This window comes from Lacrimispora amygdalina, from assembly GCF_900205965.1.
GTDB classification, from domain to species: Bacteria; Bacillota; Clostridia; order Lachnospirales; family Lachnospiraceae; genus Lacrimispora; species Lacrimispora amygdalina_A.
The window spans coordinates 288,953-310,636 of the sequence record NZ_OAOF01000001.1; the positions used below are offsets into that span (position 1 = coordinate 288,953).

The 21,684-nt window shown below is 42.3% G+C and carries 20 protein-coding genes; 8 read left to right on the forward strand and 12 right to left on the reverse strand.

The genetic code is table 11. The features are described from left to right. The first annotated feature begins 142 nt into the window (after positions 1–142). The 4 genes from CRO04_RS01355 (at position 143) to mtlD (ending at position 6,932) form a co-directional block, all read left to right on the forward strand. On the forward strand, positions 143–1,903 hold the full coding sequence (locus tag CRO04_RS01355) for a sensor histidine kinase (protein ID WP_097002431.1): 1,761 nt from the start codon (positions 143–145) through the stop codon (positions 1,901–1,903). 1 nt (position 1,904) lies between these two features. Then, positions 1,905–3,431 (forward strand): response regulator transcription factor, encoded by a 1,527-nt coding sequence (locus CRO04_RS01360; RefSeq protein ID WP_097002432.1) that lies wholly within the window; start codon positions 1,905–1,907, stop codon positions 3,429–3,431. Positions 3,432–3,435: 4 nt separating this feature from the next. Continuing rightward, a complete protein-coding gene (locus CRO04_RS01365; protein WP_097002433.1) occupies positions 3,436–4,554 on the forward strand; it encodes a glycoside hydrolase family 88/105 protein in 1,119 nt (372 codons plus the stop codon). 272 nt (positions 4,555–4,826) lie between these two features. Further along, a complete protein-coding gene (gene mtlD / locus CRO04_RS01370) occupies positions 4,827–6,932 on the forward strand; it encodes a bifunctional mannitol-1-phosphate dehydrogenase/phosphatase (protein WP_207654382.1) in 2,106 nt (701 codons plus the stop codon). 15 nt (positions 6,933–6,947) lie between these two features. Here mtlD and CRO04_RS01375 read toward each other — a convergent pair whose 3' ends face one another. After that, positions 6,948–7,811: an AraC family transcriptional regulator gene (locus tag CRO04_RS01375; protein WP_097002435.1), complete on the reverse strand. Its 864-nt coding sequence runs from the start codon at positions 7,809–7,811 to the stop codon at positions 6,948–6,950. Between the two features lie 119 nt (positions 7,812–7,930). Between CRO04_RS01375 and CRO04_RS01380 the strand changes: the two genes are divergently transcribed. After that, positions 7,931–9,328: an alpha-glucosidase/alpha-galactosidase gene (locus CRO04_RS01380; protein WP_097002436.1), complete on the forward strand. Its 1,398-nt coding sequence runs from the start codon at positions 7,931–7,933 to the stop codon at positions 9,326–9,328. A gap of 65 nt (positions 9,329–9,393) precedes the next feature. Here CRO04_RS01380 and CRO04_RS01385 read toward each other — a convergent pair whose 3' ends face one another. The 11 genes from CRO04_RS01385 to CRO04_RS01435 form a co-directional block, all read right to left on the reverse strand. Continuing rightward, positions 9,394–9,888, reverse strand: coding sequence for a YfcE family phosphodiesterase (locus CRO04_RS01385; protein ID WP_097002437.1), 495 nt, complete (start codon positions 9,886–9,888; stop codon positions 9,394–9,396). Then, positions 9,866–10,498: an RdgB/HAM1 family non-canonical purine NTP pyrophosphatase gene (rdgB, locus tag CRO04_RS01390; RefSeq protein WP_097002438.1), complete on the reverse strand. Its 633-nt coding sequence runs from the start codon at positions 10,496–10,498 to the stop codon at positions 9,866–9,868. Before rdgB ends, CRO04_RS01385 begins: the two co-directional genes overlap by 23 nt. Before the next feature lie 24 nt (positions 10,499–10,522). Next, positions 10,523–11,836 carry a lectin like domain-containing protein gene (locus tag CRO04_RS01395; protein ID WP_242974302.1) on the reverse strand — a complete coding sequence of 438 codons (1,314 nt, stop codon included), beginning with the start codon at positions 11,834–11,836 and terminating at the stop codon, positions 10,523–10,525. After that, complete coding sequence (locus CRO04_RS01400; protein ID WP_330400749.1) at positions 11,826–12,995, reverse strand: class I SAM-dependent RNA methyltransferase; 1,170 nt, start codon at positions 12,993–12,995, stop codon at positions 11,826–11,828. The genes CRO04_RS01395 and CRO04_RS01400 overlap by 11 nt, the downstream gene beginning before the upstream one ends. A gap of 1 nt (position 12,996) precedes the next feature. Beyond that, a complete protein-coding gene (yfcE, locus tag CRO04_RS01405; protein ID WP_097002440.1) occupies positions 12,997–13,545 on the reverse strand; it encodes a phosphodiesterase in 549 nt (182 codons plus the stop codon). 70 nt (positions 13,546–13,615) lie between these two features. Continuing rightward, positions 13,616–13,918 carry a rhodanese-like domain-containing protein gene (locus CRO04_RS01410; protein WP_242974303.1) on the reverse strand — a complete coding sequence of 101 codons (303 nt, stop codon included), beginning with the start codon at positions 13,916–13,918 and terminating at the stop codon, positions 13,616–13,618. Positions 13,919–14,049: 131 nt separating this feature from the next. After that, the gene (locus CRO04_RS01415; RefSeq protein WP_097002442.1) at positions 14,050–14,289 is read right to left on the reverse strand and encodes a hypothetical protein; all 240 of its coding nucleotides are present in this window, start codon (positions 14,287–14,289) and stop codon (positions 14,050–14,052) included. 329 nt (positions 14,290–14,618) lie between these two features. After that, the gene (locus CRO04_RS01420; protein ID WP_097002443.1) at positions 14,619–15,350 is read right to left on the reverse strand and encodes a C40 family peptidase; all 732 of its coding nucleotides are present in this window, start codon (positions 15,348–15,350) and stop codon (positions 14,619–14,621) included. A 132-nt stretch (positions 15,351–15,482) separates the two neighbouring features. Then, complete coding sequence (locus CRO04_RS01425; RefSeq protein WP_097002444.1) at positions 15,483–16,175, reverse strand: C40 family peptidase; 693 nt, start codon at positions 16,173–16,175, stop codon at positions 15,483–15,485. A 195-nt stretch (positions 16,176–16,370) separates the two neighbouring features. Further along, positions 16,371–16,844 (reverse strand): DUF1700 domain-containing protein, encoded by a 474-nt coding sequence (locus CRO04_RS01430; RefSeq protein ID WP_097002445.1) that lies wholly within the window; start codon positions 16,842–16,844, stop codon positions 16,371–16,373. A 110-nt stretch (positions 16,845–16,954) separates the two neighbouring features. Beyond that, positions 16,955–18,892 carry a fructose-1,6-bisphosphatase gene (locus CRO04_RS01435; protein ID WP_097002446.1) on the reverse strand — a complete coding sequence of 646 codons (1,938 nt, stop codon included), beginning with the start codon at positions 18,890–18,892 and terminating at the stop codon, positions 16,955–16,957. A 155-nt stretch (positions 18,893–19,047) separates the two neighbouring features. Between CRO04_RS01435 and CRO04_RS01440 the strand changes: the two genes are divergently transcribed. The 3 genes from CRO04_RS01440 to CRO04_RS01450 all read left to right on the forward strand — a co-directional run bounded on the left by CRO04_RS01440 (position 19,048) and on the right by CRO04_RS01450 (position 21,649). After that, the gene (locus CRO04_RS01440; RefSeq protein WP_097002447.1) at positions 19,048–19,854 is read left to right on the forward strand and encodes an MBL fold metallo-hydrolase; all 807 of its coding nucleotides are present in this window, start codon (positions 19,048–19,050) and stop codon (positions 19,852–19,854) included. 80 nt (positions 19,855–19,934) lie between these two features. After that, positions 19,935–20,228 carry a hypothetical protein gene (locus CRO04_RS01445; protein WP_097002448.1) on the forward strand — a complete coding sequence of 98 codons (294 nt, stop codon included), beginning with the start codon at positions 19,935–19,937 and terminating at the stop codon, positions 20,226–20,228. Positions 20,229–20,479: 251 nt separating this feature from the next. After that, complete coding sequence (locus CRO04_RS01450; protein ID WP_097002449.1) at positions 20,480–21,649, forward strand: M23 family metallopeptidase; 1,170 nt, start codon at positions 20,480–20,482, stop codon at positions 21,647–21,649. Positions 21,650–21,684 lie beyond the last annotated feature (35 nt).

Genomic DNA, 21,684 nt, shown 5'->3' on the forward strand with positions numbered 1-21,684 from the left:
GTCAAATATGCACAAACGTAAAGTTAAAATACGGCTATTTATGGTTGAAAAAACAGCTTTATGTAATTTTTGGTCGATTTTTAATTTCTTTTTTTGTTCTTTTACTATATAATACGTTTATCTGAGAAAGGAATTTTTATTTATGAGACGATGTGCGGTCTGGTTTAATGACCTGTCCTTATACAAAAAAATACTCACAGTTTTCCTCGTTGCTCTTTTCGCTCTGTTCCTGACAAGCCTGATCAGCATACAGGTTCTCACTCACCGCTATAATGAAGTGCTCTATCAGACAAATGCCGATTCCCTAAGCCATGTAACCACTTATCTGGAATCGGAAATGCAGATGATTGAGAATATTACAGACAATATGATTGGTGATTCTGTTTTGCAGGAAAATTTATCTTTTCTTTTTGAAAACCCTTACAGTGACAGGAGAGCTCTGGCGAAAAGAGATATTTATCAACAGCTTTACTCCTATATCTATCAAAGCCGCTATGTCAAATCCATCAACATTGTATTGGATGACGGTTCTAATATCTGCATGGGGCGTTCGGATGATATATTTAAATTCAACCGGCTTGAGCTTGACAGCGCAATTGACAGTCTGAAAGGAAAAGCCCTGTGGTCTGCAGCCATAGATCCGGGAGAAGATACCGTCTGCGCTAGGCAGATCTTAAAACTCAAGTATTTAAGCCTGAAAAAACTGGCAGGACTTTATGTAACGGTAAATATGGAAAAAATGATAGAAGATGGTTTAAAAAGTTCCGGAACTCTGGCAGACAATTCCAGGTTTATATTAATGAACGGAGATAAACGGATCTATCCGGCAGAAGCATATCATCCAAATTACTGCCAGACTCTTATTTCCAAAAGAGAAAAAAGCAAAAATACCTACACCATCGCCTCACTGGACAATAAGAAAGAATTTATTATAACCGGCTATGTCCCTTATACCGGCTGGGACTATCTCTATTTCAGGGATTATAACCCTCTTTTTAACAACGTCCGCCTGATCACCATACAGATTCTTTTCTTTACCTTTTTTATAATTCTGGTGACTGCAGTACTGGTGAATTTAATATTCCGCTATATTTTCCGACATTTGGATTACTTAATCGAAAAAATCCAGCGTTTTGGTAACGGAGAAACGCCTGACTACGACAGAAAGACCTATCATTATGAAAACAGGAAGGATGAAATCGGACAGCTTCACCGCAGTTTTGACGAGATGACACACAGCGTGAAAGTATTAAGGGATGAAAATTATGATAAACAGATCCTTTTAAGAGATTCCACGATTAAGATGCTGCAGCAGCAGATTAATCCCCATTTTCTGTACAATACGCTGGATACGATCAACTGGATGGCACAAAAATACGGAGCGGACGACATCTCCATGATGGTACGCTCTCTAGGTAATTTATTCCGCGCTTCCATTGCAGGACAGAAAGATATCATTCCTCTGTCTGATGAACTGGAGGTTCTGAATAATTACATCCGGATCCAGGAGATGCGATTTAAGGACCGGCTGCACTTTGAACTGGAGATCCCTGAGAATATTTCCCATATATTTGTCCCAAAACTTTGTATACAGCCCCTGGTGGAAAATGCTTTGAAGCATGCCATGGAAGATACTGATGAAATGTGCAGCATTTATGTTACGATACGGGACAAGGAACAGGATTATGAGATCAAGGTTTCCAATACCGGATCCAGTTTTGATCCGGATCTGATCTCAAAACTGGAAAGCAGGGAGATCCTGCCCCAGGGCTCTGGTGTGGGACTTGTAAACATTAATTCCAGATTAAAATTACTCTATGGAAACAAGTACGGGCTGAATTTTTACAATAATAATGGAATGGCAGTGGTAACGCTCTCCATTCCCAAAGAACAGGAGGTTTGACATGCTGAGATTAATGATTGTGGATGACGAACAGATTATCAGAGAAGCACTTTCCCAAATGATTGATTATGAATCTCTGGGTTATGAACTGATTGCAACTGCCAAAAACGGAATGGAAGCCTATGATATCATATGCGACGAATACCCGGATGTGGTAATCACCGATATCCGTATGCCAATCTTAAACGGCCTGGATTTAATTGAACGCTCCATGAAAACAGATTCCAAAATCTCTTTTATTCTGCTTTCCGGGTATAATGATTTTGAATACGCCAAACAGGCGATGAAATATGGCGTCCGCTTTTATTTATTAAAACCAACAGATAAAAACGAGCTGATAGATTCCCTTGCTTCCATTAGAAAAGAGCGCCTTCAGGAAGAATACCGACGAAAGTCACAACAGCAGGATCTTTTAAAAACACTTCACATTCCACTGGAACAAAGCTTTATCATGGAACTTCTGGAGCATCAGGATACCTTCACCGGTGTGTTTTGCAAATACCAGGAGCTGTTATCCCTGCCTGAGAACTGCCTCTATGCGTGCATCTGCTCGTTTGTAGAAGAACCTTATTTAAAAAGCTTTGCATCTGATCTTATTAAAATCCTTGGATCAGAAGGAATTCAGATGCACTTTTCCATACTATATGTAAAGAACACTGCTGTTTTGATCTTTCCTGCCAGCACTCTTGCCATACAGGAACGAATCAAAAATTCCATTCTGAACCTGCACTATCCCAATCAGTCCGTCACATTTGAAGCGGATTTTGTGCACATGGAAACACCGGAAAAGCTGTTTCACTTTGTAATCCAGAAAATTTCACGCTTTGAACGGATTCTCTTACTGAGTGAAAAGGGAGAAAGCTACGAGATCCGAAACCATCTTACAGCTCCATGGATGATCAGCCGCTTAGAAGATTCCATCACCTCTGCCCCCGATATTATACAGGCCACAGAGCTTTTAAACTCTGTTTTCATTGAATCCATGCCTCCTGCAACAGCCAGAAGCCTGGCCCTTGGTCTCTATCTCCAGGCTGATATAAATCATGAAAAGCCAACCATTGACGCTGCCTGTGACTTTTTCCGCCGGCTTTATTCCTGCGATAATGTCGCAGAGATCAGAAACCTGTTATCCGTTGTTCTGGTTCCAAAGGAATCAGAATCCAGCGGCCATAAACCCAGTTCCAATATTGCCCTTTTAAAGACCTATATCCGGGAGCATTTGGATTCTGAAAACCTTTCTTTAAAATGGCTGGCTGAGAATTATTTGTTCGTCAGCGTCGGATATTTAAGCAAACAGTTTGTAAAGGAAGAAGGAATGCGCTTTTCGGATTATTTAAATAAAGAGCGTATGGAGGAAGCCATCCGGCTGATGACCTATTATCACAACGACAACATCAAACAGATTGCAAAGCAGGTGGGATTTGGAAGCAATCCCCAGTACTTCAGCCAGGTATTCAAACGATATACCGGACTTCCGCCCACTGATTATATTGAAAAGCTAAAAAACACAAAGCATAAAGGAGAATAACAAAATGACTAACGAGAGATTGCTTGAGAAAATTCATCTGGTTGTAGAAAAACTAATGAATCTGGGAGGCTGTGATTATGATAAGGACAAATCCGTCAGCTCCACAGACACCAATAAGGGAATTATCCAGAGAGATTTTGGTATCGAGGAGTGGGACTGGCCGCAGGGCGTCGGACTCTACGGTCTTTATAAGCTGCAGGAGTTCTACGGAGATGACAGATATCTTCCATTCTTTGAAGACTGGTACAACAGACATTTAAAAAATGGTCTTCCCTCCAGAAACATTAACACAACGGCCCCATTTCTTCCCCTTTCCTGTCTCCACCAAAAGCTGAAGAAATCTCAAGACTTATATCATCTGTGTGAAAGCCAGGCCGACTGGCTGATCAATGGTCTTCCAAAGACTCAGGACAATGGCTTTCAGCATGTAACAAGCGCCATTGGTGACCGCAACGCAGTAACACTGCATGAAGGACAGATCTGGGTCGACACACTGTTCATGTCTGTACTCTTCTTAAACAGAATGGGCCAGCAGGCAGAAAATCCGGTATGGAAAAATGAAGCTCTTCATCAGTTCCTGGTACACATCAAATACTTATTTGATAAACAGACAGGACTCTTCCATCATGGATTCAGCTTTGAACGCATGGATAATTTCGGCGGCGTCTTCTGGTGCAGGGGGAATTCCTGGTTCACCTATGGAATCATGGAATTTTTAGATGACTGCAAAGAGGATTTAGATAAAGGCGTAAGAGCGTATCTGATTGATACCTTTCAGTCTCAGGCTGCCGCCCTCTTAAAGCTCCAGGCTCCCTCTGGTCTATGGAGAACGGTTCTGACTGATGAAACCAGTTATGAAGAAGTATCCGGATCTGCGGCAATTGCTGCCGGATTCCTCCGGGGCGTACAGGCAGGCATTCTTGACCATACCTATCAAACAGCTGCAGATCTTGCAATTTCAGCCATCTGTGACAATATTTCTGAAGACGGAACTGTACAGAATGTATCTGCAGGCACCGGTATCGGAATGGACAGCAGCCACTATAAAAATGTTCTCATCATGCCCATGGCATATGGTCAGGCTCTGGCTCTTACAGCACTCTGTGAAGCTTTAGAAAAATAATCAGATTTAAGAACAGATTTCTGCACAGGAATCTGTTCTTTTTCTATAATATTTTCAATTAATGTATAAATAGCAATTTGCACAAAGAATAAAAGGTATATAGTACATAAAAGACAATTCCTGTTCTTTCTCCCTAAAAAAAAGCCTGTTCTTTTGGTATATATGACTTTCTTGCGCCTGTCATTTAAGGGGTGTTCATTTGACAATCAATATTGTGTCCTGTAACATAAAATAAGCGAATTTAGCCAATTTGAATGAAGGAGGAACACAGAATGATATTAAAAAACACACAAATAACAGCTGCTATTTTTGATATGGATGGTACGATGTTTGATACAGAAAGACTCAGAATGAAAACCTTAAAAAGGGCTTCCATGGAACTCTTTGGCAAATCCATACCAGACCAGCTGCTGACAGACTCCCTTGGACTCAGTTCTGTTTCTGCTATGCAGTTGGCGAAGAAGGAATTTGGTGAGGATTATCCATACGAAGAGATCAGAAAACGGGCCGATGAGCTTGAAATGGCCTACGTAAAAGAATTTGGCGTTCCCGTAAAAAAAGGCCTGATCGAAGTCCTGGAGCGTTTGAAACGAAATGAAATTCTGCTGGCTGTGGCAACCTCCAGCAAACGAATGATTGCGGAAGAATATTTACATGATGCCGATGTTTATAAATATTTTGATGTTATTGTCTGCGGCGATGAGGTGACATGCGGAAAACCCCATCCGGAAATCTTTCTGACAGCGGCTTCCAGGATTAATTGTAATCTGGAATCGTGCCTGATCATTGAGGATTCTGAAAACGGTCTTCTAGCCGCCTCAAAAGCAGAAGGGCTTCCAGTCTATATCAAAGACATTAAGGAACCCAGATCCGATATAAAAGAAAAAACCTGGTGTTCTTATGATAGTCTTAATGAATTTCTCCATGATCTGCGTCCTGATACAAAGAAGTATCCCGTCCCTGCTTTAAATGAGCACTTTCCTCAGAACAACAATCAGCTTACTGCCGGTATTCATGGCTTCGGTGCCATCGGAGGCGGTTATATCGCTCAGATCTTTTCCCACTGGGACGGATATACAAGACCCAGCCGGATTATTGGTGCTACCAGAAATTTAAATCTTCGAAACATGGTAAATGCTTTTAACTCCTATCATATCAGTTATAAAAGCATTGCTTATGAACAGTCAATCCGCAACGTTTCCCTGATTGATATCGACAGCCATGAAGAGATGGTTTCCATGTATCTGGAATCAGAAATCATAGCAATCTGTCTTCCGGAAGACGCCATCCGGCATCAGGCCAAGATGATTGCAGCGGGGCTGTTAGAACGGTCACTTGCAAATAAAAAACCTTTGACCATACTGATTATTTTAAATAAGATCAATGCAGCTTCCTTTGTGAAAAAGCAGGTTAAAAAAGCACTTCTGCCCCTGATACCGGAAGAACAGGTAAGTAAAATCCTGAATGAGAACTATTTCTGTGAAACGGTAGTAAACCGTATGGTTTCTTCAGTCTCAAAAGATGAACTGACAAAACAGATCCAGCGCAGCTTAAATTCCCTGCCGGATTCCATTGCAGATACCAAAGGCTTTAAAAAGCCTGCCCTCAGCTTAAAAAGCATCACCAGACTATTCAAAGACATCTCCCAAATCCAGAATTATCTTTCCAAAGTAAGTCTGGTACTGTTTCATAGTGAACCGGATATGATACTTTATGCAGGCGGAAACAGTCCTCTCCTGCCATACCTCCGTCAAATTAAGGTCATTGATAACATTGGAGATCTGCAGACAATTAAGAACCGTCTTTCCAACGGAACCCATGCCATGATAGCATGGTACAGCGCATTACTTGGATATAAAACCATTGGTCAGGGTATGGGGGATGAACGGATATCCCAATTTACGGAACAATTAATTAATCGGGAAATTAAACCGGCTCTTCTAAAAAGGACTCCGGAATATAAAGAATATATCAGTGAATTTACCGAAAATTTCATCAAGCGATGTCGGTTTTCCTTTAAAGACCCGGTTTCAAGAGTCGGGCGGGATCCCATTCGTAAACTTCAGCATAACGAGCGGATCCTTGGAACCATTTACATGATACAGGAGTGCAAAATCCCCTCTTCCCTGGCCGAATTCGGTGCTGCGCTGGGATTTTACTATGGAATCAACGGAACTAATGTGAAAGATAAAGAAAGTATGAAATTAAAACGACTTTATGACCAGCTGGGCGGAATTGAATCAGTCTTAACCTACAGCGGAGAATTAGATGGAAAGCCCTGCCGCTTCCTTAACCCGGCAAAGGATAAAGAAACAATATACCGGATCAGCCACTTCTTTCACAGTATGTCTTTAAAAAGCAGGGAGACTCCGGCGTAATAAAACAAAAGCGGGTTACTCCTTAGCCCGCCTTGTCTCCTTCCTGTATTTTAAAGGTGTGGCATCCGTATGCTTTTTAAATACCCGTTCAAAATAAGTCACACTCTCAAAACCAAGAAGCTCTGAGATCTCCGTTACCGAGTATTCACTGGCTGACAGGAGTTCTCTGGCTTTGCGCACCCTTGCCAGATTCCGGTATTCATTGACAGAGAAACCAGTAACTTCCCGAAAAATCCTGCTTAAATAGGATTTGCTGATAAAAAAACGCTCAGCCAGCTCTTCCAGGCTCTCGTCAGTCTCACAGTGAAGCGTTAAATATTCTGCAACCTCATGGACTTTCCCATGCTTGGACGTCTGAACCGTAGGCGGCATATCCTTTAATACATTTTTCTTCCGGCTTCTGTAAACCATAAGAAGAATTCTGGATATTATAAGACGAACCATAACTTCATACCGTTCTCTCCTGCCTTTTAATTCGTCTCTGATTGACAGAAGCAGTGTTTTCATCTCCCCCCATTCCTTTTCCGAAAGCCTTGCCACGCCATAGTAATCCCCGAACAGCTTTTCCAGAGAATACACTCCGGCGTGCTTTAACCAGGATTCTAAATATTTGCCGTTTAACTGCAGTAAAATCCGGTCATGGCTTCCGTTTCCTGCCTGACTCGTCTTATGGACCTGCTGGCGGTTAACTAACACCACGTCTCCGGTTTTTACATAATAGGTTTCTTTCTCAATAAAATAATAACGTTCTCCATTCAGGAGAAAATACAGTTCATAGGTATCATGAAAATGTTTCATCGTCATGGAAAATCCGTCTTCCCGCACCACTTCATCAATGACAACGCCTTCCATGCTCTCTTCAAATAGGATTCGTTCCATATACCCCTCCAAATTAGTATCCAAAAGTATGATTATGATAAATAAAGAATCAATTTTATAAGAATTATAATACTATAATGCATTATAATATGCAATAGAGAGTGATAGGAGGATACCATATGAAATACGAAACCAACAAAGTAAGTGACATACAGATCGCATACATCGGCGGCGGTTCCAGAGGCTGGGCTTGGACTTTTATGACAGACTTATCCATGGATGATTCCATGAGCGGAACCATACGGCTTTATGATATCGATCCGGCTGCATCAAAGAACAATGAAATTATCGGCAATCATTTAAGCGACAGAACAGATACCACCGGCAAATGGAACTATATCACATGTGATTCTTTAAAAGATGCGCTGACCGGCTGTGATTTTGCTGTCATCTCCATTCTGCCAGGTACCTTTGACGAGATGGAATCCGACGTGCATCTGCCGGAAAGACTGGGAATCTATCAGTCTGTAGGGGATACAGCCGGTCCTGGCGGTATGATCCGCGCACTGCGCACCATACCAATGTTTGTAACCATTGCAGAAGCGGTCAAAGAGTACGCACCGGAAGCCTGGGTCATTAACTACACAAACCCTATGACCTTATGTGTAAAAGCACTTTATCACGTATTCCCTCAGATCAAGGCTTTTGGCTGCTGCCACGAAGTATTCGGTACCCAGAAAGTACTAAAGGGAATCTGTGAAGAGACCTTTGGTTTCGAAGCGGTTGATCGCAGAGACATCCATGTAAATGTTCTTGGTATCAATCATTTTACCTGGTTTGATGAAGCCTCTTATAAAGGAATTGATTTATTCCCTGTTTACCGTGATTATATCGATGCCCACTATGAAGAAGGTTACCATGAACCGGATAAAAACTGGGCAAACAGCACTTTTGAATGCGCGCACCGGGTGAAATTTGATCTGTTCCGCCGCTATGGTCTGATTGCTGCTGCCGGGGACCGCCATCTTGCAGAATTTATGCCGGGAACTGATTATCTGAAAGATCCGGAGACTGTTACCTCCTGGAAATTTGGACTAACAACCGTTGACTGGAGAAAGAACGACTTAAAAAAGCGTCTTGCAAAAAGCAGCCGCCTGGCAGCAGGAGAGGAAGAAATCGAATTAAAACCGTCTGGGGAAGAGGGAATTCTACTGATCAAATCTTTATGCGGACTGGAACGGACCATCAGCAACGTAAATATTCCAAATTCCTATTTACAGATTACAAACCTTCCTGCAGATGCAGTGGTTGAGACCAATGCAGTATTCAGCCGTGACAGCATTAAACCTGTAATAGCCGGAACGATTCCCGAAAACGTGCTGGAGCTTATCAAACCTCACACAGACAATCATGAACGCATATTAAAAGCAGCTCTTACCTGCGACCGCACTCTGGTTTATGATGCATTCTTAAATGACCCGCTGGTAAAGGGCCGGGTAAGTGAAGAGGAAGTAAAGAGTCTGGTTGATGATATGATAGAAAATACCATGACTTATCTGCCTGAAGGCTGGAAGTAAATTCATAAGCAATCATACAAAACCCTGACAGAGCCTCTTGCCTGCCAGGGTCTTTTTTATACCGTTTATTCTTTTTCCAGAAAATTCAGGGTAAAATGTGCCTCTCCCTGTTCATCCAGTTCCATGATCATGTAAGAAGGTTTTCTGCCTTCCTGGCGGGGATAGGACATACTACCCGGATTTAATATGATCACACCGTTATGTACCTCGTAAAACGGTCTGTGCGTATGTCCGTACATAGCGATCTGAATATTCCGCTCTCTTGCCTCCGCTTCCAGACGTTCTACTCCAAGAGATACATTGTAGTAATGCCCATGGGTCAGTAAAATCCGGTAATTGCCCAGCTTTATTTCTTTTTCCCGCTCCAGGTCTGAAAAAAAATCATTGTTTCCAAGAACCATGTGACATTCACAGCCTTCATCCAGCCAGCTTTCAATTTTCTTTTCGCTGCCTTCTGAATCTCCCAGATGGATCAGCATGTCAAAGGGCTTGTTTGCATCAATCACCCGCAAGAGATTTTCATCCTTTCTGTGGGTATCACTGACAATCAGTACTTTCATGATTCTCCTCCCTGAATTGCTCCTTCAGCTTTTCTTTCATGGCTTCCAATGCTTTTCCCCTGTGACTGATCCGGTTCTTCTGCTCCATGGTAAGCTCTGCCGAAGTCATACCGAACTCCGGTATATAAAGAATGGGGTCATATCCGAATCCGTCTCCTCCGGCCGGTTTATCTGCAACCAGTCCCTCCATGGCAGCCTCCGTATGAAGGACTAAACCGTCGGGAAGTACTGCGGCAATGTTACATACAAAGCGTGCACTCCGCTCCTCTCCGACAGCAAAAGACGCACGGTCTAATATGGCCTGATTCTTGATTTCATAGGAAGTATCCTCTCCCATATAACGGGCGGAGTAAATTCCAGGCTCTCCGCCCAGGCAGTCAACCACCAGACCGGAATCATCGGCCAGAACGATTCCACCGGATTTTTTCCACACAGCTCTGGCTTTTATTTCTGCATTTTCCCCAAAAGTGGTTCCGTTTTCTTCAATATCCAAATAAATACCTGCCTCTTTCATGGAACACACTTCCATACCCAGGTCCTTTAAGATCTCACGGATCTCCTTCATCTTTCCTTCATTGGCAGTTGCAAAAATAATTTTATACTCCCTCATCTGTTCTCTCCTTCAAACCCTTCTCTATTGGGCAGCCGTATATGCTTTCAGACATAGATTGCAGTTCTGTTTTTTTTCCACTCTTTCCCAAACGCTGCCGTCTGCGCTGATATAACCCTCCCCGTCAGATAAATCCACAAAGGTTCTTCCGTCTCCTGCATCGTACTCGATCGCTGCAGGATGAACTGTATCGGGAGTGGTAATTTTAACAATAACTGCAAACCGCTCTCCCTTTTTTAATTTCAGTTCCTTTTTTTTATTCTTGTCAAAGGAAACGGTATAGTAACCCGCATTCTCAAAACTTCCTTTTGTGAGGAAAATTTTCCGGTCAAATTCACCGCTGTCAATTATGCTGGATTCGTCTCCTGCCTGGTGCACTGCGTAAATTTCATAGGCAGAACGTGGTGCAGTTGCATAGAACCCAACTGCCTTTAGAAATTCGGAGCTGCCTGCCTCATAAACATTGGAAAACCAGATCGTGTCACTGCCATAGCCCAGTTGTCCAGCCCAGCCTCGCAGATCAGACTGATAAATCCTGTCAAATGTGCCCGGATCTTCCACTACGGAATACACCAGATTATTCATACCTATATTGGAATCATAATAAGAAACATAAAAATAGCCCTGGTCACCAAACCCGTCTCCCCAGCTGTTCATGCAGATAAATGCTCCATCCCCATTGACCGGGACATTAAAGTTATCCCCGGAATATTGGTCATCCCAGCCAATAATCACGGAATCGTGATTGGGCGGCTGTGAACCTATGTAACAGTATGCGGACTCTTTCTCATTATAGCTGGCAGACTGGCTGTTTGCTTCATTCATGGCAGTATAAAGAGAACTTTGGACTCCTCCGTAACGGAGAACAGCACGCTTTATCTGATCGTAATCTTTCCCTGGTATTATCTGGATCTCCTGAACATGTTTTACTGCTTTCAGTCCTTTTGGAGATATTCCGTCACCATACGGATCATCTGTCTCCAGTACCGGACCTTTCCAGGAAAGGAGGTAAGCCATAGACATAGTATACTCTCCTCCCTTTTCCTGGGGTATGCAAAAGCCATTGTTTAAAGACATGTGGTCTTCCGAAAAATGATAGACTTCATCCGGAAGAAGTCTGGCCTCCAGTGCCTGCAAGGATGCAAATGCCCAACAGGTTCCAAGTGATCCCTGATTCCTGATTGCCGGAGCCCGTCCGTTTTTTCTTCCGTCATAGAACGCAGGAAGTTCTCCCAGATATAGATTCCCGGTCTCTAAAGGAACGAAATAATCTGCCGTAAAAACTGAAACTGAGCACAGCACTACAAGAAAAATGGCAAAACGGAATCTATTTTTCAAGCTCATCTCCTGCTTTTCTTTTAGGCGGTTTAGGCCCCATAAACTGATAGAAATAGGTCTTCATCATACCGTTATAGATTTTACGGTTTTTATCCGCTTTTCTTCCAATATACTTCTCGGCATCCTCATATGCAGTAATCATATACAGAGACCATGCATCAAGAGCTGCATATCGCGCTCCAATCTGGCGGTACAATTCCGGAAGATTCTTTTTTTCCTCGATACGCTCTCCATAGGGAGGATTGGTTATAATAAAACCAAATTTCTTCGGGTGGCTTAACGCCTCCACTGAACGCTGCTGAAAATGGATTAAGTGATCTACACCTGCAGATTCCGCATTGGTTCTGGCAGCTTTCACTATATCAGGGTCAATATCATATCCCTGTATGTCCACCTTTATATCAGGATTCACCAGATCATTGGCTTCATCCATGGCCTCATACCAGCATTTTCTTGGAATGATATTTTTCCAGTCTTCTGCCAAGAAGGAACGGTTCATACCAGGTGCCATATTAGCTGCCATCATGGCTGCCTCAATGACAAATGTACCGCTTCCGCAGAACGGGTCCACTAAAATCCGGTCTTTATTCCAGGGGGTCAGCATGATTAGTGCTGCAGCCAGCGTTTCTGTAATGGGAGCCTTACTGGTAAGCGTCCGGTAACCTCTCTTATGAAGGGAATCCCCAGAAGTATCAATGCCAACCGTTACATGATCTTTATAAAGGAAAACCCGGAGAGGATAGCTTGCACCCTTTTCTTCAAACCATTCCACTTTATAGGCGCCCTTCATTCGTTCCACCATGGCTTTTTTCATAATGGATTGTATATCGGAAGGGCTGAACAGCTTACTTTTAATAGAGGAGGCCTTTGCCACCCAGAATTTTCCGTCACAGGGAATATACTCTTCCCATGGAATTGACCTCGTTGCCTGAAAAAGCTCTTCAAAGGATTCTGCATGAAAGCTTCCCACCTTTAAAAGAACTCTTTCAGCTGTCCTTAAAAATACATTGGCACGGCAGATGGCTTCATCATCTCCAAGAAAAGTGACTCTACCATCTTCCACCAAAGTAATATCATAACCAAGATCCGTAATTTCCTTTTTCAAGACTGCCTCCATGCCAAAATGGCAGGGCGCAATTAATTCGTATGTTTTTTTCACATTAATCTCCTAAGTTCATTTCTTTTACAACATTTCCCTCAAAGTCCATGATTCGGAATATACGGTCTTCAAGCACAGCATACGTAGGTGGATTCCCTCCCTTTGGTATGGAGACAGAGCCGGGGTTGAGTATGGTGATATCACCAAAGGTTTCAGCAGCCAATATATGCGTATGTCCGTGCAGAAGAATATCTCCCTTTTGCATCGGCAAAAGATGTTCCTTATTGTAGATATGGCCATGAGTAGCATAAATCGTCAGACCGTCAATCACAAACAGCGCATAATCAGAAAGAACCGGGAATTCCAGGACCATCTGATCTACTTCCGTATCACAGTTTCCCCTGACATTATAAATCTGGTCCTTATAGCTGTTCAGCATGGAGATGACCTCTTTGGGCGCATATTCTTTGGGAAGATCATTTCTCGGTCCATGGTAAAGAATATCTCCAAGGAGGATCAGTCTCTTAGCTCCTGAATTTTTATATGCATCTAACAGGCTCCTGCAGTAATAAGCAGAACCGTGAATGTCTGAAGCAATCATATATTTCATAAGTATTTTCTCCTTTTTTGGGTTATCAGGTATATTTTAAAACCTGATAGGTATATCTGTCAATGAATACCTATCCACGTACCATATATTTTCCCCTGTAGTGGACAATTCCACTGGCTATATTAATCACATCATAGCCTAAAGGCTCTAAATGTCTGCAGACCATCATGCTTTGACCTCCCCTGGAACAATAGAAAATGATTCTTTTATTTTTAGGCAGCTGGTTTTTCCAGCTGTCAAACTGCTCATATGGTAAATTTACCGCGCCTTTCAAATGTCCACGCTCATAGGAAAAGGGGCTTCGAAGATCTACAATCATCACATTATCATTATAAATAATATATTGATCAACATCCCATAACGGTATTGTCATGAACATACTATCACCTGTCCTTTCTAGTAATAATATATTCCAATTTTTCCAGAATGGGAAAATACAAAAAAAACGCGGGAAAGAATCCCCATTGACTCTTTCCCACGCCTTTTTTGGTTTTGTCTGCTATTTTAGTATGAATTCTGGTTGTTGTTCCGGCTGGAATCACGGCTGGAATTACGGCTAGTATCCTGCATCTTATTCTGGCTGTTTGTGCTCTTGTTCTGGTTATTATTCTGATTGTTGTTCTGGCTGTTGTTCTGGTTGTTATTCTGGTTGTTGTTCTGGTTGTTGTTCTGGCTTGATGTGTTATAATTCCTTGATGAATTATTCATATCATTGTAGCTGTCATTATAATTATTCTTTGACATTTTCATACCTCCTGTGGGTGTTTTTTGTTACATGGTGTAGTATGGCGAAATTCGGACAGAATATACTCAAAAATTTTTTTTAGAAAATTCTGAATTTTTTAGATTTCTATTAAAAATCTTTGCATTTTTATATAGCCTATATTATAATTTAACTGAGGAATATTATTCCTCATCCTTATTAATTATTTATACTCCCCTCAGAAGCAGCCGAATAGCTCCCCTATTACGGCTGTTTCTCTTTTACCATATACCTGATTACAAAAGACCTCCGGCAATCCCATGCCGAAGGTCTTATATCCCTTTCCAAAATCCGGTAATCCGCTATTTAATTAATCGCCAAGTACATTGACAATTTTTACAGGTGCCCGATAATTCCACGGGGAAGTCTTAATACCTGTACTGTAGGTTGAAGAATGTACTACTTGTCCATTCCCGATATACATTGCAACATGATTGATAGAACTTCCTCTTCCATAAAAAATCAGGTCGCCGGGACGCATCTGATCTGCACTGACTGCTCTTCCCTGTGATGCCTGTCCTCCCGAAGAACGGTTGATAGTAAGTCCTGCTGCATGCTGCATGATATATCTTGTAAATCCGGAGCAATCGACTCCTGTATGAGGATCACTGCCACCATAGGAATAACGTCCGCCTACGAACTGCAGTGCATAGTTAACAATACTTTGTCTGAAATTAACGGTTGATTCTGCCTGAGCTTTTTCTTCCAGTTCTTTTAATGTTGCTTCATCGGTTGCAGTTACAGTGGCACTTTCATCCACCGGCAAAAAGCCATATGTATCATTCACCTTAACCTTTAAAAAACCATCGCCCATGTCTTCCACAACTTCAAAGGCGGATCCTTTCGAAGCGCTCATCAATGGTTCTGTACCTTCTTCATCTTTACTGATTGTAACCTGATCTGAATTTACGGTTACCATATAATTTCCAAAACTTAATCCTGGGCCGGATACCTCATCTGCTCTTACATCTGAAGGAACTGCAACGATCATAGTTCCACAAAAAGCCATAAGTCCTAACGTTTTCCATACTTTGTTTATCATCGGGAAATTTACTCCTATTTTTACTTTTTGAGTTTCAAATGTTACGTAATTATTAATTTCATTACGGTTATTATACATTTACTTTATCTTTTCGTCAAGTATTATTTAAAAATGCACGAATTTAAAATTATATTAGTTTAAAACACTGACAAATTTCACAGGTTTGCGATACATGACGTTTGTTACGATAATTCCTGTTTTTTCGGTGGATGCATGAACGACTTTGCCCTCTCCCAGATACAATGCTACATGATTGATTGACCCGTTTCTACTATAAAACACCAGATCTCCGGGACGTGCCTGATCGTAGCTTATTATCTTTCCTTCTCCTGCCTGTGATCTTGCGCTGTGAACCAGATCGACATCAGCAGATTTCTTCAGAACATATCTGGTAAATCCGGAACAATCCACACCAGTATTCGGGTTCACTCCGCCGTACACATAACGTCCTCCGACAAACTGAAGGGCATAGTCTACAACCTCTTTACGTTCCAGAGCAGACTCGTCCACCTTTTCCTTGGTCTTTTCAATCAGTGTGGCAGAATCACTCCGTATGTATCCGTCACCATCAGGCACTTTTATCTTCAGCCAGCCGTTGTCAGCCGTTTCCATCACTTCACAGGTCTGCCCCTTAAATGCAGCCGCTACAACTGCACCACTGTCCTCAGCAGTCAATCTGACCGATTCAGGTTTGTCCAATCTGGCATAGAGTGTTGTACTGGTTTCCACGGTGATTTCCGCAGCTTTCGCCTCTGTCTGATTGTTGAAATTTAAGGTAGTTAAAAGCCCTAAAAGTCCCATTACCTTCCATATTCTGAATTTCATATCGGATCTCCTGTCTGCGTATGATTACTGTCCTCGCAAATATTTGACTTAAATATTACATAATTGTTACATTTCGAATTATATCCTTTCATTCCGCATTTGTCAAGCAAAAACGGCATTTATGACCATCAATGATCATAAATGCCGTTACATTTTTGTAATATATTGAGATTATTTTGTTACATATTCGTGACATTATCGTCTCAAACCTTTAATAAACCAGTAAATCAGTCCGATTAAAAGCAAAGGTCCCATCAGTGGCATAAGAAGGCTGAAAATACCGGTGACAATTGTGGCCGTGAGGAAGAAAAAGAGTATAATTGTAATAACCCCTAACAGCTTCCAGTACCATTTGCTCAGATCAATATAATGCATTCCACGTCTTTTCTGTCCCGGCTCCTCATATATGTTCTCATCGGCTCCGGTAAAAGAGCGGTAAAAAGAGCCGGTGTTGCTGCTTTCCTTTCCGTTCTCATTCGCCTCAATAATTGTTTTGGCAATCAGTCTGGGATCTCCGATCGCTGCAGTCACAGTTTCTTCCGAAGAGCCTCTTAAGACCTCTCCTCGGATATATTCTTCATAAAATCTGATATTTTCTTCCACTACGTTTCCTGGAACTTCTCCTGTCAGGGCATCCCTTAAACGCTGTAAAAATTCCTGTCTGCTCATCTGAGCCTCCTTCAATTAAGTAAACAACTTTCGACTATTCTATCATTTGACAGGGGTTCCGTAAAGAAATCTTATCTGAAAAAATTCTAAATTTTTCATAATGTGCCCGACTACTCTACCCGTTCTTTAATAACTCCCTCCCTGTACGCTGCAACCAGCTCCTTTAAATCCTCGATCATTTCGGCAAGTTCAGTCCCCTTATCCGTGTCTGCAACCATCATACGGCGTTTCATATTCTCAACTACCGACACTTTTGGTGTGCTCTCTTTCTCCGGGTCAAAAGGCTTATGCTCTGCCAAAGCAAGGTGGTTGGAATTATAGATCAGGGTATAACCTGCGATTCCTGTCCTAGCCTGATACGCCTTTGAGAGTCCGCCATCGATCAGGAACAGTCTCCCTCCAGCTTTAACCGGAGATTCCCCTTCTTTAATTTTTACCGGAACATGACCGTTTATAATATGGGAGCTTTCCCCGGAAAGACCGAATTCTTCCAATATTTTTCTGCAGTATTCTTCCTTCACACTCAGACGGTAATATGGATTCATCGGTTCCGTGCGGGTCTGCGGATCTTCTATAAAATAGTGTTCAAAGGTAGTCATTTTCCCTTTTCCATATACCGGGGACTTGGCACCGCACCACAGATACCACATGAAATCTCTGGCATCCGCGCTTTCAGCGGTATGCTCCGGAAGAAAATAGGCATTCTGTATCTTATTATCAACATAATCCATCAGCGCTTTCCCGGAATAGGCCCCACCTTCCATGAAAAGTTCTTCAAAGGTTCCATCTTCCCGCATGGGAATGCAGCCGTGAAAGAGAAGATTGGAATTATAGCATTTGTACATACTTCCATGAGAATAGAGAAAACGGACATGGCGGTGAAGCAGCTCGTTGTGCAGAAAGGAAAGCTGCAGCGCCCGTAAAAGCTCCTCTTCCTCTTCATTCAGTGCCAGCGGATCGGCTGGATCAACGGTGGGGAAAAAAGTATCAAGAAGAGGATATTCTCTTCCCTCCACTACAACCGTTCCCCGCTTATAGTCAATGGATTCCAATAAAATCCTGTCATCCATTTCATATTCTGTATGCCGCCTGATAATCTGTCCTTCCACTTTAAACTGAATGATAGCAATTGCTTTATGCATCTTGGCAGCCAGACCCGGGTCCACGGCATCGTATATATTTTTATCAAGAATCTGCGGTATAAAACGCTCACAGGGATCCTTGCGGTATACTTTGGCCGCAAACATGGAAAGTGGTCTTAAATTAATCCCATAGCCATCTTCCAGAACATCAAAGCTGTTGTAGCTGATGGCGATTCTTAATACATTACAGATACATGCCAGATTTCCGGTTGCCGCTCCCATCCAGGATATATCATGGTTTCCCCACTGGATATCCACATCGTGAAACTGCAGCAGTTCATTCATAATCATATCAGCTCTTGGACCGCGGTCAAAAATATCTCCAATGATATGAAGGCAGTCAATGGTTAAATTCTGAATCAGCTCACAAAGTGCTATAATAAATTTATCTCCGATCCGGATATCAATAATGGATCTGATGATTTCGCTGTAGTATACACGTTTGTTGTCATCATTATAATCCACATGAAGAAGTTCATCTATTATATAAGCAAATTCCGCAGGCATCTTTTTTCTGACCTTGGATCTGGTATATTTGGATGATACCACCTTACAGATCTGTACCAGACGGTAAATCGTCACTCTCTGCCAATCGTCATCTGCCTGACCGCTAAGCTCCAGCTGATTCATAATACGGTCCGGATAGTAAATTAAGTTGGCCAGCTCTACCTCTTCCTTTTCCGGCAGGATATGACTGAAGGTTTCCGAAATCTTTTCCCGAATCACACCGGAGGCACTTTTTAACAGGTGAATAAAAGCCTCATGTTCCCCATGCAGATCACTGAAAAAATACTCTGTTCCTTTGGGAAGTCCCTGAATCGCAGTCAGATTAATAATTTCACTGGAAGCAGCCCGTATGGTGGGATATTCCCTTGCCATAAGCTTTAAATAAGCCAAATCTTTCATAAATACATTCTCCCTTTTTAGGCACTGTTGCAACCCTATGAATTTTATAGTATCATAAAAAACGACAATTTTAAACCCCTTTCACCTGACGTCCTTTCAAGCCGCCAGGCTTTACAAAAGAAAGAGGAAAAACACACAGCAAAAAGGAGACACCTATGGAAGAATTATATGTTTTCGGAACCGGAAATGCCGCAGCTACCAGATGCTATAATACCTGCTTTGCCATCAAAAAAGGGGAAGATTACTTTATGATAGATGCAGGGGGCGGAAACGGTATCCTTTCAGTCTTAGATACCATGAATGTGGATCTGTCCCATATCCATCATATATTTGCAACCCATGAACATACCGACCATATACTGGGCATTATCTGGATGGTGCGGTCAACCGGCACCAGAATTAAATCCGGAAACTACGAAGGGGATTTAAATATTTACTGCCATAAAAATCTGGTTTCCGTAATTGATACACTCTGCCGGCTGACTTTGCAGAAGAAATTTTATGATCTGATCGGAACCAGAATTCACTTAATTCCGGTTGCAGATGGAGAAACCAGATCAATTCTTGGATTAGACATCACATTTTTCGATATCCATTCCACCAAAGCAGAGCAATACGGATTCACCACAGTGTTAAGCAGTAAAAAGCGCTTATCCTTTTGCGGAGATGAGCCTTATAATCCCAAATATTCCGGTTTTATAGCCAATAGCAGCTGGCTGCTTCATGAAACCTTCTGCCTCTACAGAGACCGGGAAATATTTAAACCCTACGAAAAACATCACAGTACCGTTGCCGATGCATGCCGGATCGCGGAGGATTTAAAAGCAGAGCATTTAATTTTGTGGCACACAGAGGACAAACATTTAGAAAACAGGAAAGAGCTTTATGTCAGTGAAGGCAGCCCCATCTTCTCCGGTGAACTTCTGATTCCCAATGACAGGGAAATCATTCAGCTTTCCTGATTAATAGCATAAAATAAACTCACGCTCGTCCCCGGTGCTGCATATGATATAACAATAGAAAAAGCAAAGGAGTTTCTCATATGTTTTGCCCGGGCGGCTTTACCCCATACCGTGACGTTGACTGCAGAGACCTGGCTGTTTTCTATGAGGCCACCAGGGAATTACGCGGCACTACCTACAAGCCCTATCTGGTGGCAACACAGGAAGCCAGGGGCGTCAACTTCCGATTTATCTGCAACTCCACGATTATGACCAGACCTCCTCAAAATGCTATCACTATGGTATGCATTTTTAAACCCTTTTGCAAAGAACACGATAAGGCCAGGGCGGTTGTGACAAGTATCTGTAAAATGGGATGCTACAATTGTTATTAAAATATAAATCGGAACGGTTTCTACACCGTCCCGATTTTTTATTATGGGCTGTGCCCCTGTTAAGCTCTGCCATATAGTTTTCAATTATTAAGCATTTCCGTCACCTCCGATACGTTTCTACTTCATATTGATTCTTAACTTGCCTTTTCCGTCATAAACCCTGCTCCTGACGCATATCATATATGGGAAAGCCAAAAAAGCTGCTTTCCCTTTTCACATGCATCTTTCATGGAACGACAAGGAGAATTCTTATGAACCCATTCCAAAAGAGTTTTACATCTTTCCCAGTCACACGGCATCATCTCATAATTTACATAGAAGCAATCATTCTTACGTTTCTTTTAGTTTCCCTGTTTTTTATGTCACCTGGAGGCAGATTCTCATTTCCAGTAGTAAATCAGGACGGAAAAGCCAGCTCTTCAGAGGCTAAAAAGTTTATTAAATGGGTGGATTTTAACGTATCTGCGAAAGCAATGCAGGAAGCTTTCCGTTATGATATCAACACCTGCCAGTCTGATATTCATCTTAACTGGGTGGATTTACTTTCCTATCTGGGAGCCAGATACGGAGGAGACTTCTCCAGATATTCAAACAAAGATTTAGATGCGCTGGCCGAACAGCTTCTTTCAGGCAAAACCATGGAGGAGCTGACTGGCAAAATGAAGTATTATAACTATTACAGGGAAGCCTACGGAGCGGTACTTGATGGTCTGGTTGGGCAATATGAGATTCAGATTCCATCTGAAAATGCGCCCCTTTACGCCACTCCTGATCTGCTGGCGGACGGTTCCGTAAATCCGGATAAGGTCTGGGTGACCAAATACGGTTTAAAAGGCTATTCCCCCATTGCCAAAGGATTTCCCTACAATGATTTTGACGATTTCGGAACGGCAAGATCCTATGGGTTCAAGCGTCAGCACCTGGGCCATGATATGATGGGTCAGGTCGGTACTCCTGTGATTGCAGTGGAAAGCGGTTATGTGGAGGCTATCGGCTGGAACCAGTACGGCGGCTGGAGACTGGGTATCCGCAGCTTCGACGGAAAACGCTATTACTACTACGCCCATTTGAGAAAAAATTATCCCTATCATAAATCATTAAAGCAGGGCAGCATTGTTAAATCCGGAGATGTTATCGGATATCTGGGCCGTACCGGCTACAGCAGAACAGAAAACACCAACAACATCAACCAGCCCCATCTCCATTTCGGACTTCAGCTGATTTTTGATGAGTCACAGAAAGAAGGAAATAATGAGATCTGGGTGGATTGCTATGAACTGACTAAATTCCTGTCTATGAACCGTTCTGAAACAGTTAAGAACCAGGAAACCAAGGAATACAGCCGGGTCTATGACATGAAGGATCCCGCCATTCCCGAAAATTTCGTGCCTCCCCCTCCGCCTCCCGAAAAAGAGCAATAATGTCAATAAAAGCTTATTCTAACATCTGTCTTCAG